The organism is Methanofollis aquaemaris, assembly GCF_017357525.1.
In the GTDB taxonomy this organism is placed as follows: Archaea; Halobacteriota; Methanomicrobia; order Methanomicrobiales; family Methanofollaceae; genus Methanofollis; species Methanofollis aquaemaris.
Map to the genome: position 1 here is coordinate 176,437 of NZ_CP036172.1, position 14,856 is coordinate 191,292.

Genomic DNA, 14,856 nt, shown 5'->3' on the forward strand with positions numbered 1-14,856 from the left:
CTCCAGATTGCCAGGTAGTGGTATGAAACTGCGGGTTGTGCTTGAGCCGAGTGAAGAAGGGGGGTACACGGTTTCCGTACCGAGCCTTCCAGGCTGCATCAGTGAGGGGGATACGAAAGAAGAAGCATTGAAAAATATCAGAGAAGCGATTGATCTCTACCTCGAAACTGTCGAGGACGATTATGTTTTTACCGACCGGTCCGAGCAGATCGAGATCGCCGTATGAATAAGGTGCCTGTTCTGAATTACGACAGGATCGTTACGGCCCTTCAGAGAGATGGATGGGTCGTGGTCCGGCAACGGGGCAGCCATCTCCGCCTGCAAAAGCACCTCCCCGATACAACCCTGAAACTGACCGTGCCCATGCATACGCCGGTCAAGCGTTCGACGCTGTCACATATTTTGAAACAGGCCAACATGACTGTCGAAGAACTTAAGAATCTTCTATAAATCAGCGGAGACTCGTTCCCTCTTTTTTGCTCCGGTCATGAGGGGGGCGGGGCGGTGATCCCGTGAGGCCCCTCCCGGCCCCGACAATACTTACACCTTTCCAGCAGGTTTTCAGCAGATTTCCAGCAGGTGCCGCGACGATCAAACGCCGAGGAGAAGCGTTTGATCTCACATTACTAGTACAGATAGAGAGACGCGTCTCTCTCTTAGTACTAAAGTACAGCAAAACCCACACCCACCCGGTGGCCGGGGTTCTCATGGGTCTGCGGGTGTGGGTGTGTGTGCGAGATCCGAAATGGTGTAACCGATCCCCTGATCTCGACGAGTGAGAGAGATCATCTCGATCAGATCGCACTACGCCGCCTTTTGAGTGACGTCGCCCTCCGCGAACTGCTACAAACGGCTGGAAAGGCGGGGGGGTTGCTGGAAGTGACTGTGTCCGGGGTTCCAGAATTGCCGGCGGGTTCATGGGTGGGGGTGCATCGATCTCGGCTGCTGTGATCTCTGTGATGGAGGGCGGGACCGGGCCGGGAGCAGAGGGGATCTTGATCGGAATCTTATGTGGGTGTATGACGGAGAAGTCGATGGTTGAGTTCCTTGCAGTTGCCAACTGGACCATGCACACCACGTTCAGGGACCAGATCCTCAGACTTTTGCTTGATGCCCAGGCTACAGGAAGGGGGGCCGCCGACCTTTGCAGCATTGCAGCAGGTTTGCAGCAGGATTGCAGCAGGTGCTGCACCGATCGAACGGCGAGGAGAGGGGTTGGATCTGCCAGTACTTAGTACAGAGAGAGACGCGTCTCTCTCTCTGTACTATGTTGCAGCAAAACCCACATCCACCCGGTAGCCGGGGTTCTCATGGATCTGGAGGGGGGTGTGGGTGTGAGATCTGAAATGTTGCAACCGATCTCCTGATCTCGGCGAGTGAGAGAGATCATCTCGATCAGACCGCACCGCATCGCCCGTTGAGTGACGCCGCCCTCCGCGAATTGCTACAAACGGCTGGAAAGGCGGGGGGGTTGCTGGAAGTGACTCTGTCAGGTGTTCTGGATTGCCGGCGGGTTCATGGGTGGGGTGCATCGATCTCGGTCGTTGCGAAGTGTGTGACGAGGGACGGGTGGTGCTGGTGATCTCGGCCGGCGTTCAGGTAGAAGGGTGGGCAATTTGTCCAGGTGCTATGGAGGCCGGGGCACGAAGGGACGAGGGTGGAACCATGGTGGATCTCGATCAGGAGAGTGTCGAGGTCTTGCGTGCGTGCATGGCTTGATGAGAGGCCGTAACCGACTCCCGGACAGCGTAGTGATGGCGGCCGGGTAATGGGCGGGAACCCGTATGTGATAGTGCTGGATGGCAGGGGGAAGGAACGGGTCTCTCAAAGGCGGCGGCAAGAACGGTGGGTGTGGGGAACTCGAATGGAGGGGTGTGCACGCGAACACCAGAAGGATCACCGGGATGAGTTTTCATCATCCCTATTCTCAGAGTGCAGAACATCGGCCTCCTTGCCCGGCGTGAGGGGGACTGGGTCTTCCCGCCGTCGAAAGACGTTGCGACAGACTCCTCCCCCTCGTCCATCATCTCGTCGATGACGCGGGAAACGGTCTCCTTCAGCCCCGTGGCAGTCAGGCTGGCGGTGAGGCGGTCCCGCAGCCGGCCCTCCCGGTCTTCGAGGACAGCGAAGATGAAGGCTTCGAGTTCGCTCTCCCGCACCCCGCCGGCCCGCGTGATGCGGCTGTCGAGGAGGCGGGCGAGGTGGTCGTGCTCGTCTGTCACGTCGAGGATGGAGGAGAGGTCCATGACGACGGTGAAGCCCCGGGCGGAGGGTGGCATGGGGAAGAGTCGGAGGGGGAGGAGATAAAGGGTGGGGGGTATGGAGGGCAAGGCATGCCGGTGATGGGCTCGGGGTGATGGCTTCAGGTCGATGAGGCAGCCGCGATAGCGGTCGATGGAGGATTGCAGATTAAAAAATTTGGATTGATTTCCTCTCCCTATATGGAAAAGTATAGGTCTATAACTGTTGAAATAGAAAACAGTACTCCATAACAAATTATTCTGGCTTATGAAAATAGTCTCACAAAGGAGATGAATCCAGTGTTAACAAAAGCACATTCATTGATTGAAGAACTCGGTGAAATTATTCAGGGCACAATTCAGAACGAAGATCCCGAACTTCTGAAGAAAAAGAACCAGATTGGGGCTCTTAATCTCGCAATGAATCAGTTAACGGCCTGTGAACTCCATGTTCCAGAGGATCTGAAACTCAGGAAAGAATCTCTTGAAGATGAGGTTGCTCGGATGGGCGATCCGGATGTAGTTCTTCCCGTGATGCATGATGAACTTGTTGAGTTAGTTCACATGATTGAAATTCATTTTAATGATTCTAGAGGTCGGTCTGGGAAAGCAAGAATAAGAAAAAATAAAAAATCTTTCAAGAATTTACATAAAGAGAATAAATCATTCAGTTCCGGTGAAATAACTCCTAGAAACGTATTGAAATTAGTTCTTATTGATGTTCTTCGTGATATGGGAGGGCGTGGTGGTGTTGGTGAGATTAAGGATGAAATGATCATAAGAATAGGAGACCAATTCACAGATAAAGACAAAGAGCAGCATTCTAGCGGGTATGCCCGTTGGTGGTATAATACGCAGTGGGTTCGGCAAGAATTAGTGTTCGATGGTGTCCTAAGGGACGATTCGCCCAGAGGAGTCTGGGAACTTAAATAAGGAATCATTATATGAATGGTCTCTGGAGGTGAACAGGATTTGAATCAGTCCCCTTGCGTTACTTACCCCCCTTTCATGATATATCCTGGGTTCTCCTTCAGTATAGTCCACATCGCCTGCATACCAGATATTCGGATCACTGAAACACGTACCTGCGGTCTTAAGGAGATATACAAACTAGGAATCACTTCGTTTTGGCGAAGAACATTTATCCAGACGAATGTTTATATGAAGCAATTCATGGATCGAAATAATTTTTCTTTAAGGGGCAATCGTCAAACGTGATAATAGATCCCAACCAAATTACAGAAGGACGCGTATCGATAAGAATCATATGACATATAGTGTAACGATTCATAATCTCTCTTCATACTAGAAAGGGTCTTTAGAATGGGAAAACTTGAAGATCTCAAACCTGGTGCAACTGTAAAGGGAATTCTTTCTGATTCGCTCGTCACCGTGGTCAGTGTCCGGAAGTTCTCCGATGACGCCGTGGAGTTGACCTACAAGGACGCCAACGGAAATGTTGCAAACCTGCTGCTCTACCGGAGCAACGAACCCACATTTAGCATTGCAGAAAACGGACAACCCTGGAGTTTTGACGCCAACCCTGCCCTGTTCAAACTCGCATCCGAGGCACGCCGCATACAACTGGCATATCTCTTCGATCCTTTGCTTGCTGTTCACACTTCCCTTGTAGAACCCCTTCCCCACCAGATCACTGCGGTATATGACTCAATGCTCTCAAGGCAGCCGCTTCGCTTTCTCCTTGCCGACGATCCTGGTGCTGGAAAGACCATCATGGCAGGTTTACTCATCAAAGAACTCATCGCCCGTGGAGACCTCCAAAGGTGCATGATCGTCTGCCCGGGAAATCTTGTCGAACAGTGGCAGGATGAAATGGACCAAAAATTCCATGTGCCTTTCGAGATTCTGACCCGAGACAAAATAGAAGCTTCGCGCACTGGCAATTGGTTTTCTGAAAATCCCCTTGCTATCTGCCGCCTCGATCAACTCAGTCGAAGCGAAGATATCCAGAATAACCTGAAAGGAAACGACTGGGATCTTGTGATCTGTGATGAAGCACACAAGATGAGCGCAACCTATTATGGAAAGGACATTAAACCAACCAAGAGATACAAACTCGGACGTCTCCTCTCCTCGTACACCCGTAATTTCCTTCTTCTCACGGCCACTCCCCATAATGGGAAGGAGGCTGATTTCCAGCTCTTCATGGCTCTGCTGGATAGTGACCGGTTCGAAGGACATTTCCGCGACGGTGTCCATGCAGTTGACACATCAGATCTGATGCGTCGGCTTGTCAAAGAGGAAATCGTCAAATTTGACGGGAAACCTCTCTTTCCGGAACGATATGCTTACACGGTCAATTACACTCTCTCAGACGCGGAGGCCGCACTCTATGAAGCGGTCACATCATATGTCCGTACAGAGTTCAACCGGGCCGAGAACCTTGAAAAAAATACGCGATTAAATGTTGGTTTTGCACTGACTGTTCTCCAAAGGCGGCTTGCATCTTCCCCAGAAGCGATATACCACTCTCTGATACGCCGAAAAAAAAGATTGGAGAAACGTGTTACAGAGAAACAACTTCCGCAGCCGGGTGAGCAAACACTCTGTTCATGGGAAGGAGGCCTGCCTTCGTGGGAAGAAGACAATCTAGATGACGAACTTGAGGGCTTGCCGGATTACGAACTCGAAAAATTTGAGGACCAGAGTGTTGACAGGGCAAGCGCTGCAGGGACAATCGAAGGACTCAGGGAAGAGATCAGAATTCTGAATCAACTCGAAAAATCAGCGAAGGACGTTTGTGATTTTGGTGTTGATCGCAAGTGGGAGGAGTTGTCGCAGGTTCTCCAAGACAATCCAGAGATGTTTGATGCCGCCGGAAACCGGCGCAAAATAATTATTTTTTCAGAACACCGCGATACGGTTCTCTATCTCCAAAAAAAGATTCGGTCTCTGCTTGGCCATCCAGAAGCAGTTGTTACCATCATGGGGGGAATGGGACGAGAACAGCGAAAAAACGCTGAAATGGCATTTACTCAGGATAAGAATGTAGTTGTTCTCGTTGCAACCGATGCAGCAGGGGAGGGTATCAATCTACAGCGGGCTCACCTGATGGTCAATTATGATCTCCCATGGAATCCAAACAGGATCGAACAGCGTTTCGGCCGAATCCATCGTATCGGCCAGACCGAAGTCTGCCATCTCTGGAATCTTGTGGCTAGCAATACCCGTGAGGGTGAAGTGTATCGTCGGTTGCTTGAGAAGTTAAATACAGAGAGAAACGCCCTGGGCGGTCGGGTCTTCGATGTACTCGGGCGGGTAACCTTTGAGGACAAACCACTTAGGAAATTGTTGATAGACGCAATAAGATATGGAAATAGGCCAGATGTCAGAGAGAAACTAAACAGGGTTGTTGATTCTGCCCTTGACCGTAAAAACCTAGCGAACCTTCTTGAAGAGCGTGCACTTGCCCATGATTCGATGGACACGCGCAAGGTACAACATATCAGGAAGGAAATGGAGCGGGCTGATGCCAGGCGCCTTCAACCCCATTATATCGAAGCATTCTTCCTTGCAGCATTCCACCACCTTGGAGGAACGATCAAGAGGCGGGAAGCGGGACGATATGAAATCTCCCGTGTCCCCTCCGTAATTAGAACGAGGAACCTGGTGATCGGGGCCCGTGCAGCGATTATTTCGAGGTACGAACGAATCACCTTTGATAAGAATATGGTGAACGTTCTTGGAAAACCTAAGGCGGAATTTGTGTGCCCGGGTCATCCACTCCTCGATACTGTGATTGACGTTATACAGGAACAGAACCGCGATCTTCTCCGGCAGGGTACCGTGCTTGTCGATGAGGCGAATCATGTAGACGAACCAAGGATTATTGTCGTGCTCGAACACTCCCTTCAGGATGGAAAGACTGACAGGAACGGGAAGCCGAGAATCATTTCACGCCGGCTCCAGTTTATCGAGGCCGATTCGTCAGGTCATTTCATCAATGCGGGATATGCACCATACCTTGATTGCCGCCCTCCCTCTGAAGAAGAGATGGCTCTTCTGGATCCAGAAATAGTATCATCTATTCCTGAGAATTTTGAGGACTTAATCATGGGATTTGCTGTTGCACATCTTGTTCCAGGACACTTGGATGAGGTCTCTTCCTATCGTCAGACCCTCGTGGACAAGACCCAGCGGGAAGTTCAGGCCCGGTTGACAAAGGAGATTAATTACTGGGATTACCAGAAGGCACGGCTTGAGGAGGAGGAGAGGGCGGGGAAAATAAATGCCAAGATGAACTCGAATAAAGCCCGGCATCGTGCGGAAGAACTCTCCTCTCGTCTAGAACATCGGATGTCAGAACTGGAGAAAGAACGCAATATTTCACCCCTTCCCCCCCACATCGTTGGTGGAGCACTGGTTATTCCTGCCAGTTGTTTTGCACGTCAGAAGGGTGAAGAGAGTGACCATTGTGCATCCGCAGAGGAAAGATCCCGGATAGAGCAGATAGCGATGGATGCTGTGATGAAGGCTGAATGCTCACTTGGATATGTACCCCGCGATGTTCACAAGGAAAACTATGGGTATGATATTGAGTCGTCCATTCCCGATACCGGGAAATTACGGTTCATTGAGGTGAAAGGTCGGGCACAGGGTGCGTCGACGGTAACGGTAACGAAAAACGAAATTCTTACGGCGTTCAATAAACCAGACGATTTCATCCTTGCACTTGTCCTCGTGAACGGAGATGATTCTACGACAAAGTACGTGAAGCGCCCCTTCTCCCGGGAACCGGATTTCGGGGTTACCAGCATCAATTACAATCTCAATGAACTGCTTGAAAATGCCCGGGATCCGTGGTGATAGTGATGGCGAATAAAATATTTCCTCCCTATTTTGAGAAGATAAGCCAGAACGCTTCTCAAATCTGGGAAAAATTGGAAGCAGATGAGCAAATTGCTGCTCCATGGTGGCAGTTGTTCAAGCAGATACAGAGTCCACGTCATGTTCTCTCCGAACTGCTCCAGAACGCTGATGATGCTGGCGCACGATCTGCTGAGGTCAGGATCGAAGAGGGTACGTTTATTTTTGAGCATGATGGGGAGGATTTCAACGAAGATCAATTTGCGTCGCTGTGCCGATTTGGATTCTCAAATAAACGCAATCTCCATACGATAGGGTTCAGAGGTATCGGGTTTAAATCGACGTTTAGCTTGGGAGATATAGTCGATCTTCTCACCCCTAGTATTTCTGTGCGGTATTATAGCCGTCGGTTTACTGAACCGGTCTGGATTAATAATGCTCCTTCTACACCCAGAACACGTATTTCTATACGATTACGGGATGAGCATGTTCTCCAGGAGATTCAGAAGTCACTTGAGGAGTGGGCAAATAGCAGGTTATCACTTCTATTCTTCCAGAATGTCGGTAGTTTAACTATTTCTGGCAAAGAGATTACCCGCACGGTCATCGGAGAGGGACCGGTGAAGGGTTCAGAAAGGATACGTTTGTCCAGCGGTGATGAAAAAGAGATTATTCATATTACCTCGCCACTTGAAGAATTTCCTGCTGAGGCCATCGAAGAGATCCAGCGGGAGCGCATGGCAGGCGATCAAGAATTTTCCCTCCCGCCATGCAAAGTCGAGATCGTAGTGGGGGTTCCCGGCCCGCAGAACCTGTATGTCGTTCTTCCAACCGATAAAGAGACCAGAATGCCATTCTCCGTGAACGCCCCATTTGTCCAGGACCCGGCAAGGATGGGGATCAAGGATCCGTCGATATCCCCTACAAACCGCTGGCTTCTGGAGCGTGTCGGGCGCCTTGTAGCAGAAAGTATGAGCGAATGGCTTGGGAATGAACAGTGCGATCTCTCAGAGCGTGCCGAGGCGTACCGCCTCCTTCCTGCTCATCGCGAATGGGTCAATGGTTGTGATGTTATTATATGTTCAGTCATTTCCGAATATCTTGAAAGATCCCCCATTCTCCTCGCTTCAGACGGATCTCTTGTGAAAACGTGTTTCGTTCCTCCATATCCACTCTACGAAATCTGGGATCCTGAAAACATAGCGATTTTTGCAGGAAAGGATTACACAGCAATATTATCCCGTACAATTCGTTCAGACTATCGTGAGCGCCTTGAAAAATGGGGCCTTCTCGCCATCAACAACGACTCAGAGATTGTTGAATGGTTTAAGACGCATACGGTCCCACGGCCTGCTGAAGATGATCAGATAGTCCTACTCTGGGCATATGTGATAAGGTATTACCGCGGTTATTACCCGGATAAATTAGACATTATACCTGTAGGGGGCTTGGATCGTCTCTATCCTCCAAACAGGGTCGTTCGAGTCGGTGATTCGATCAGAGGTCTTTCTGAAGATGATACCGAATTTTTGTCGAACTATCTCCATTTCATCGATCAGTCATTTATTCGTAAAGTGACGGAGCAGTTGAAAAATCCCAAGGCAGACAATAATTGGGCAATATCTGAAGTGCTTTCAAGAGAAAAGTTGGAGAAAGATTCTTCAGAAAAGGTTCTTATCGAACGTGCGTATGATGGGCTTTTAAAGGATCGTAAAAATCTCATTCGCTTTGCTTTGGTCACCGGTTTTCTGAACACAGATGTGCCAAAAGGTTTTTTTTACGTCACTCAGGACGGGAGGATTCATCAGGTTGAAGATGATCTTGCGCTCGATCCCCAGGGGTATCTGGCAGAGATTCTTCCTGAGGACTATAGAACATCACATATCCTCCATGAAGATTACCTTGCCGGTCTGGATCCCGATAAGAGGAGAAAGTGGATTGGATGGGCACAATCAACAAAGAGCGGGTTAAAATCATTTGTGGGCATTGAAGAAAAAAGCAAAACAATCTATGGTAAAACCAGATTCCTGGAATCACTAAAAGCCCTGGGAGGTAGAGAACCAGGAGAAAAAGAATATCCGATCCAGAGAAAGGTCTTTATCTTCACGGATTATGATTTCAGGCCAGATGTTTTAGATCAGATTGAACGGTTCTGTGAAAGTCTATCTGAGGATAAAAAACCTTTAGCCTGGTTCAAGATTTTGGACCTGATCGCATCGGATCCCATGCGGTCATGGAAAAACCAGTTGCACGCGACTTTTTCTCAGCAGGGAAGGAGCCATGATCACCCTCTTCCCTGTGGAAACCTCCCGGCTTCGTGGATCAGGCGGTTAGCAAAAATTCGGTGTCTTCAGGACACCGATGACATTCCTCGTGAACCGCACGAACTGTTGATGAGGAATGTTCAGACAGAGGCCCTGATGGGTGTTGAACCGTTTGTCCGCCACGAATATGACACCAAAGAGCTTCATGATCTTTTACTCGCTCTTGGCGTCAGGAATACGCCGGGAAGCCCGAATTCAGTTCTCGATCGGATTAAGATCTTTTCTGGCCATGATGACCCGCCGGAGTATGAACTTATAAAATTGTACGAACGGCTGGACAGACTGCTGAAATATTGCACACCCGATGAGGTGGGGCACGTTCAGCGTTACTTTGGAGAACACCGGATGATCTTCACGCGGGAAAGAACGTGGGCTTACCCCCACGAAGTGTTCCGTACCATTCCCTGCGCTGAGATGCCGGGTATTTTCGTAGTGCTTCCAGCACTTCGGGATCTTCCACTCTGGAGCCGCATTGGCGTCGCCCATGAACCGACCATCGATATTCTCATTGGACAGTTAGATAATCTGGAATCGGGATCTTCTGTAGAGGCAGCAGACCGGAATCGTATCAGAATGATCCTCTCCCGCGCTCCCCACCGTGTCTGGAATGAGACCGGACACTGGTTGAGTCTTGATGCAATCTGGAAGCCTGTTTCGGCCTTTTCGTATTTCCTCTCCAAGAACTTGGCCGGAGGTGTTGACGCCCTGTTCCCGCAGGTAAAGGGGATCACCGCCGATATGAGGATGGTCGACAATCAGGATATTACTACTCTGATTTCTGCTTCTGAACTGAAAGATCTTCAATCGGCGCTCTCTCTCCGGGTGTCCAACCTTGTGGAGGACGGCCCCTCAGAGGGGGACAGGCCATGGATGACGACTCTTGGGAAACTGCTAAAACGTGTCACGTATGAAAATACCGACGAAGAGCAGGAAATCCAGGGGATGGGGGTTAGGTTATCGGAGACGGTCTGGAAACCAGTCTCTGATATCCGGGTGATGCCCTATCTATGTGGGAGTCCGGCGGGGAGGGAACAAACACCTGAGGTGTTCTGGGATGACCGGGTGTTGTACCTCTGTAAACTGTCGCCAGGGCGTCTCCTGAGAGTCGTGCCAACCGAACTGAGAAAGGCATGCTCTGTTCAGGCCGTGGCCGATGCGATCGTCTATTGCTATGATCGTGATCCAGTGATCGTATCTGAATACTGCGAGGCGAATTTTACCCTTCTGCCAGAGGCTCGGGAACCTCTTATCTCTCAACCGCCTGTTCCCGCCGGTGGTAAAACCGCTTTAGATCCTCAAGAGGGAATACTGCATCTCGCTCCTGTACAGAGCGCCAATTCAGGTTGTTTCAGTGCTGAAACAGAGGAGCAGGAAGTAACGCTAGAGCCAGAACTTCAAACAGCACCGATCGCCGATAAACATCCATCCCATACACCCTCCCTCGCTACAGGGGGTGGAGATCGGCCACAGCGCTGCTCACTCATCGAAATTTTTGCAGAACAATATCATTACCAGCGGGCCCAGTCGAACGGCCATTTCACTCATTCAGATGGTTCATGGATCCAGAGATGTGATGGGCCTTTCCAGTGGGAAATCTTATCCTCGGATGGCAATGTTCTCGGAAGGCTCTGGATAGAAGATGGAATATTGAGAAGAGGGATAGAGATGCCCGCGGAGGTGTGGGGAATGATCGAAAAGGATCCGAAGAAATCCGCCGTGTTGTTCCGGGCAGAGGATGATGGTGTGGACGTGATATCAGGTACGGCGCTGCTTACCGGGATCAAACACAAAGATTTAGATTTACTCTTGGCAAAGTATCGTTTACGGAGAATTAACGAATGACACAACCTTCATAATTACGCAAGAAACTAATTGAGGCTGCCCGACCCCAGGAAGCGATCAACAAGGGGCCGGCGCGCGAGGAATCGATCCGCCATGGCCATCCGTCGACGCTCCACCTTTGGTGGGCCCGCCGGCCTGTGTGATGGGGGCATTGAGGAGGCAGGCGAGGTGGCTGTGCTCGTCTGGTACTTCGAGGACGGTGTGGAAGTCGACGGTGAAGCTCCGGCTGGCGGGAGAGGATAAAGGGTGGGGGTTATGCGATTGCCTTGATCGTCTCCCTCAGGTCAGCCGCGAAGGCCTCCATCGAATCGAGGTCCCTGAACCCCGTAAGTATCATCTTCCCGGACGAGAGGATGAGGGCGGTCCCTCCCTCACCGCGATAGATCACGCCAGGGAACTGTTCGGGTTCGTACTCCACATGCTCCATCTGAAAGGCGACGACGAGTTTGGTCAATGAGATCTCCATCTGAAAATCATCCATGCCGACGATGTTCTGGACCCGTGGTGGTGACACCGGAGTGGGGTCAATGATGGGGGAGATGAGGATGAGGAACTCCCGATAAGATCGCTCGACATCGTCGAGAGACTTCAGACCAACCAAGATATATTTCCCGCTCTGGTAGATGGTGACCTTCCCTACAGAGAGAAGGATGTAAGCGCCGTGGTACATCTCGGGGTCGTATTTGTAGGACTCAGGAAGGAGTTCAGGCAACCGCTGGAACGGGACAGGTTGATTGAGGTCGCCGGAACAGACGATATTGGTAATCTTCATCCTGAAAAAAGATGGGATCTATTCCCTCAGATATTTTCCGCCGACTGAGCTTGAAGTCAAGATCTAGTTCTCCTCATAACTCTTCACGATGAGATCCTTTGCCCGTTCCAGATCGGCATCAGACCGGATCGCAATCTCCAGATCTCCGGGAGCCCAGTGGCCGATATTCTTCACGTCCCTGGTGAACCCCTCTTCCAGGCGAATGTCATCTGGGTTGAGACGGAGGTAGAGGAGCACCGTGTTCGACTGCGGCCGGATCTCGACACAGGTGAAATTTTTGATCCGCCGGAATGCTGCATAGAGTTTCGTGACCTTCACCTGGACGTCGTCGCCAAGGGCAAGGGTGAATGCCTTCAACGCCTCATATCGATCCTTCAGATCAACATTCGAGAGTTCGAGAGATTCACTGAATGTTTTATTGCCACCCACTTTTTTTCTGGGGACTGGCGCGGGAACAACTGGTGCGGGAACAGTATCTCCGTTCTGGGCCGTTGCGTTCACCAGTTCGAGAAGAAGGAGGGATTTTTCGAATTTCCTGTACCGGATCAACTCCACATTCCGGTTGATCTGCTGGACGGCATGGACGTCGTATTTCGTGAAGTCGCCGGCAATACAGAGGAGCCTCGGCCCGGTCCAGTCGATGATCTCGTCGCCTCTTTTTCCAAGTGTTTTCAGGTAGAGAAGTTCGAATTCGGCCTTGTGGTCGAGGAGCCAGTCGAGATAATAGAGGCCCTGGTTGATGACATTCTCGTTGAGCGCCCGTTTGTATTCGATGATGACCGGGAACCCGTTCTCATCGATGCCCAGCGTGTCGATCCGTCCGCCATGGGTCTTTCCGGTGGTGTATTCGGTGGCCAGGAAGGTGACGCCGAGGAGGGAGTCGAGGTTCTGTTCCATATAGGTCTGGAGGGACTTCTCCAGGGCGACGGACGTGCCCTTCAACTCCTCAGCCTGCGGGGCGTCGATGCGAAAGATGCGGATGTCTCCCATGTGCTCAGTCCCGCGGCGTCTGTGCCGCCTTCATAATGTACGCGTAGTCCTCCTCCGGGATCTTCCGCATCGCCTGCCCCCTGATGTGCCCTGACCACTGCGTCTTGTTCGTGATGAACTTCAGATCCGGGATCAAGGGCTTGAACTCCATCGGCGGGTCAAAGACCTGCATTTTCTTCAATCTGATCCGAAGAGGGAAGACTTCGGCCCCGAGTTTGGGCGGGGCGGTGAAGATCGGCTTCTTATCCTCGTAGACGGCAGAGGTGATCTCAAAGCACCCGGTGATCGCCGGCGGGAGGGTGGTGTCCTTGTCGATCACCTGCTGCCCGACATAGACGAGGAGAGTGTCACCGGGTTTTGTCTTGCTGATCGTGTTGACGTATCTCTTCGGGACGCCCCAGATATGTTTTTTTATTGTGATTTCGGAGTTCTCACGGTTGGAGATGGCGAGCCAGCGGGTCATGATCCATGATCATAACGCAGAGGTAAAAAAGGTTGTATTCTCAAAACATTGGTTCACAATGACTGTAGACCTGCAAGTATAAATACAAGGACATAGTAAGATATTGTTGTCGAGATGCACACGACAATTGTGTGTATCTGGTCTCGACAAGATTGCACTCTTGCCGAGTCCCGACCCGAAGGCCAGTGTTGACAGCACACAATCTCGGACACAGATATGTACTCCCCTGTCAACATGAAATTTTGGGTTCGGGCGTATCGTCATTGAACCATGAGACAGGGAGGCTCATAGAATCCCCCCAAGAATGAAGATAAATTATCATATGCGAACGAAACTTCAACCCCTCCAGGGGAAGAGAGTCAGATTCACCGCAACTTTCGGGGAATATGGCACATATCGAAAACATGGCGTAACAGGGAAGTCTATTCTTCTCCACGATCTCCGGGATCGGAGCGGCAAGATTCTCGCCGACCACATATGGATAAACTACCCCGCAGGCTTCGACGCCGTCGGGACATTCCAAAAAGGAGATCTCGTAGAGTTCACCGCCAAAGTCGATGAATATCTGCACGGGTATCGAGGACAAAAGATCGAAGATCGCCTCGCCCGCCCTCCTACTATCGATTACCGGTTGAAGTACCCAAGGAACGTCAGAAAGATCGGGGCTATTGCGGACTTCGATTATTCACTGAGCGGGACGTGCACCTGACCCGTTCCGTTCCCCCGCACCGACAACGAAACTGAACACCATCGGGGGAATTTCAACCTCTCCCCCTCTAGGACGTGACCACATGCATCCCCTCCACAAGGATTCCATACCTCAAAAGCCCCTCAAAGACCTCCTGAATAAGAAGGTCACAGGCCTGTCGTCGTACTATCTGAAGCCAGAGGAAAACGACCCCACCGTCGAGATCCCTCTCATCAATCTCGGGGATCTCGTCGACGGTATCATCGACACCGAGACAGTCAAGACCACCCCGGTTCGGAAAACCGGGAAACTGGAGAAAGATACCCTCCTCTCAGGCGATGTTGTCCTTACCCTCCGTGGCCCGCCCTTCCGTGCAGCGGTTGGCGGCGATGATGTTGTCGGTGCGGCACTCAATGCAACCCTTGTGGGGCTACGGTGCTCGGAACTGATGCGGCCGGAGATCCTCGCGGCCTGGTTCAACAGTTCTGCAGGCCAGCGTGCCCTCACCAGACGGGCCGGCGGGTCTACTCTGATGAGTATCTCCCTTGATGAACTGGTACAGATCGAGATCCCTATCCCCCCTATGGCACAGCAGGACCTCATGAGCAAATATCTGGCATTGACATCTGAATATTCCAGGATCCTGAGAAGAGAACAGAAACTCCAGGATTCTATCGTTAACTCGATGATGAACTCTCTTTAAGGTGAAT

At 51.0% G+C, this 14,856-nt stretch carries 13 protein-coding genes; 9 read left to right on the top strand and 4 right to left on the bottom strand.

Going from position 1 to position 14,856, the window contains the following annotated elements; all coding sequences use genetic code 11:
* Positions 1 to 22 precede the first annotated feature (22 nt).
* From RJ40_RS00840 to RJ40_RS00850, 3 genes are all read left to right on the top strand, one after another.
* Positions 23 to 226, top strand: coding sequence for a type II toxin-antitoxin system HicB family antitoxin (locus RJ40_RS00840; RefSeq protein ID WP_265581454.1), 204 nt, complete (start codon positions 23 to 25; stop codon positions 224 to 226).
* The gene (locus RJ40_RS00845) at positions 223 to 450 is read left to right on the top strand and encodes a type II toxin-antitoxin system HicA family toxin (RefSeq protein WP_265581456.1); all 228 of its coding nucleotides are present in this window, start codon (positions 223 to 225) and stop codon (positions 448 to 450) included. Before RJ40_RS00840 ends, RJ40_RS00845 begins: the two co-directional genes overlap by 4 nt.
* A gap of 584 nt (positions 451 to 1,034) precedes the next feature.
* On the top strand, positions 1,035 to 1,235 hold the full coding sequence (locus RJ40_RS00850) for a hypothetical protein (RefSeq protein WP_265581457.1): 201 nt from the start codon (positions 1,035 to 1,037) through the stop codon (positions 1,233 to 1,235).
* Between the two features lie 444 nt (positions 1,236 to 1,679).
* Here the strand turns inward: RJ40_RS00850 and RJ40_RS00855 are convergent, their stop codons facing one another.
* Entirely contained in the window at positions 1,680 to 2,279 is a 600-nt protein-coding gene (locus RJ40_RS00855; RefSeq protein ID WP_265581458.1) for a hypothetical protein, read from the bottom strand.
* 282 nt (positions 2,280 to 2,561) lie between these two features.
* Between RJ40_RS00855 and RJ40_RS00860 the strand changes: the two genes are divergently transcribed.
* The 4 genes from RJ40_RS00860 (at position 2,562) to RJ40_RS13010 (ending at position 11,376) form a co-directional block, all read left to right on the top strand.
* Positions 2,562 to 3,173, top strand: coding sequence for a hypothetical protein (locus tag RJ40_RS00860; RefSeq protein WP_265581459.1), 612 nt, complete (start codon positions 2,562 to 2,564; stop codon positions 3,171 to 3,173).
* Positions 3,174 to 3,563: 390 nt separating this feature from the next.
* Positions 3,564 to 7,067, top strand: a complete 3,504-nt coding sequence (locus RJ40_RS00865; RefSeq protein WP_265581460.1) for a helicase-related protein — start codon at positions 3,564 to 3,566, stop codon at positions 7,065 to 7,067.
* Between the two features lie 5 nt (positions 7,068 to 7,072).
* Positions 7,073 to 11,233 (top strand): sacsin N-terminal ATP-binding-like domain-containing protein, encoded by a 4,161-nt coding sequence (locus RJ40_RS00870; RefSeq protein ID WP_265581461.1) that lies wholly within the window; start codon positions 7,073 to 7,075, stop codon positions 11,231 to 11,233.
* Positions 11,234 to 11,289: 56 nt separating this feature from the next.
* Positions 11,290 to 11,376: a DUF1156 domain-containing protein gene (locus RJ40_RS13010; protein ID WP_394357406.1), complete on the top strand. Its 87-nt coding sequence runs from the start codon at positions 11,290 to 11,292 to the stop codon at positions 11,374 to 11,376.
* A 110-nt stretch (positions 11,377 to 11,486) separates the two neighbouring features.
* Here the strand turns inward: RJ40_RS13010 and RJ40_RS00875 are convergent, their stop codons facing one another.
* The 3 genes from RJ40_RS00875 to RJ40_RS00885 form a co-directional block, all read right to left on the bottom strand.
* Positions 11,487 to 12,005 (bottom strand): TATA-box-binding protein, encoded by a 519-nt coding sequence (locus tag RJ40_RS00875; RefSeq protein ID WP_265581462.1) that lies wholly within the window; start codon positions 12,003 to 12,005, stop codon positions 11,487 to 11,489.
* A gap of 63 nt (positions 12,006 to 12,068) precedes the next feature.
* Positions 12,069 to 12,995, bottom strand: coding sequence for a DUF5655 domain-containing protein (locus tag RJ40_RS00880; protein ID WP_265581463.1), 927 nt, complete (start codon positions 12,993 to 12,995; stop codon positions 12,069 to 12,071).
* A gap of 4 nt (positions 12,996 to 12,999) precedes the next feature.
* The gene (locus RJ40_RS00885; RefSeq protein ID WP_265581464.1) at positions 13,000 to 13,458 is read right to left on the bottom strand and encodes an EVE domain-containing protein; all 459 of its coding nucleotides are present in this window, start codon (positions 13,456 to 13,458) and stop codon (positions 13,000 to 13,002) included.
* A gap of 322 nt (positions 13,459 to 13,780) precedes the next feature.
* Between RJ40_RS00885 and RJ40_RS00890 the strand changes: the two genes are divergently transcribed.
* Positions 13,781 to 14,167 (top strand): hypothetical protein, encoded by a 387-nt coding sequence (locus tag RJ40_RS00890; protein ID WP_265581465.1) that lies wholly within the window; start codon positions 13,781 to 13,783, stop codon positions 14,165 to 14,167.
* Between the two features lie 82 nt (positions 14,168 to 14,249).
* Complete coding sequence (locus RJ40_RS00895) at positions 14,250 to 14,849, top strand: restriction endonuclease subunit S (protein WP_265581466.1); 600 nt, start codon at positions 14,250 to 14,252, stop codon at positions 14,847 to 14,849.
* Positions 14,850 to 14,856: the final 7 nt, after the last annotated feature.

Bases quoted from the DNA above. Each gene is read 5' to 3' on its own strand.
- RJ40_RS00840 (WP_265581454.1), top strand. From the start codon at position 23: ATGAAACTGCGGGTTGTGCTTGAGCCGAGTGAAGAAGGGGGGTACACG.
- RJ40_RS00845 (WP_265581456.1), top strand. From the start codon at position 223: ATGAATAAGGTGCCTGTTCTGAATTACGACAGGATCGTTACGGCCCTT.
- RJ40_RS00850 (WP_265581457.1), top strand. From the start codon at position 1,035: ATGGTTGAGTTCCTTGCAGTTGCCAACTGGACCATGCACACCACGTTC.
- RJ40_RS00855 (WP_265581458.1), bottom strand. From the start codon at position 2,279: ATGCCACCCTCCGCCCGGGGCTTCACCGTCGTCATGGACCTCTCCTCC.
- RJ40_RS00865 (WP_265581460.1), top strand. From the start codon at position 3,564: ATGGGAAAACTTGAAGATCTCAAACCTGGTGCAACTGTAAAGGGAATT.
- RJ40_RS00870 (WP_265581461.1), top strand. From the start codon at position 7,073: ATGGCGAATAAAATATTTCCTCCCTATTTTGAGAAGATAAGCCAGAAC.
- RJ40_RS00875 (WP_265581462.1), bottom strand. From the start codon at position 12,005: ATGAAGATTACCAATATCGTCTGTTCCGGCGACCTCAATCAACCTGTC.
- RJ40_RS00880 (WP_265581463.1), bottom strand. From the start codon at position 12,995: ATGGGAGACATCCGCATCTTTCGCATCGACGCCCCGCAGGCTGAGGAG.
- RJ40_RS00885 (WP_265581464.1), bottom strand. From the start codon at position 13,458: ATGACCCGCTGGCTCGCCATCTCCAACCGTGAGAACTCCGAAATCACA.
- RJ40_RS00890 (WP_265581465.1), top strand. From the start codon at position 13,781: ATGCGAACGAAACTTCAACCCCTCCAGGGGAAGAGAGTCAGATTCACC.
- RJ40_RS00895 (WP_265581466.1), top strand. From the start codon at position 14,250: ATGCATCCCCTCCACAAGGATTCCATACCTCAAAAGCCCCTCAAAGAC.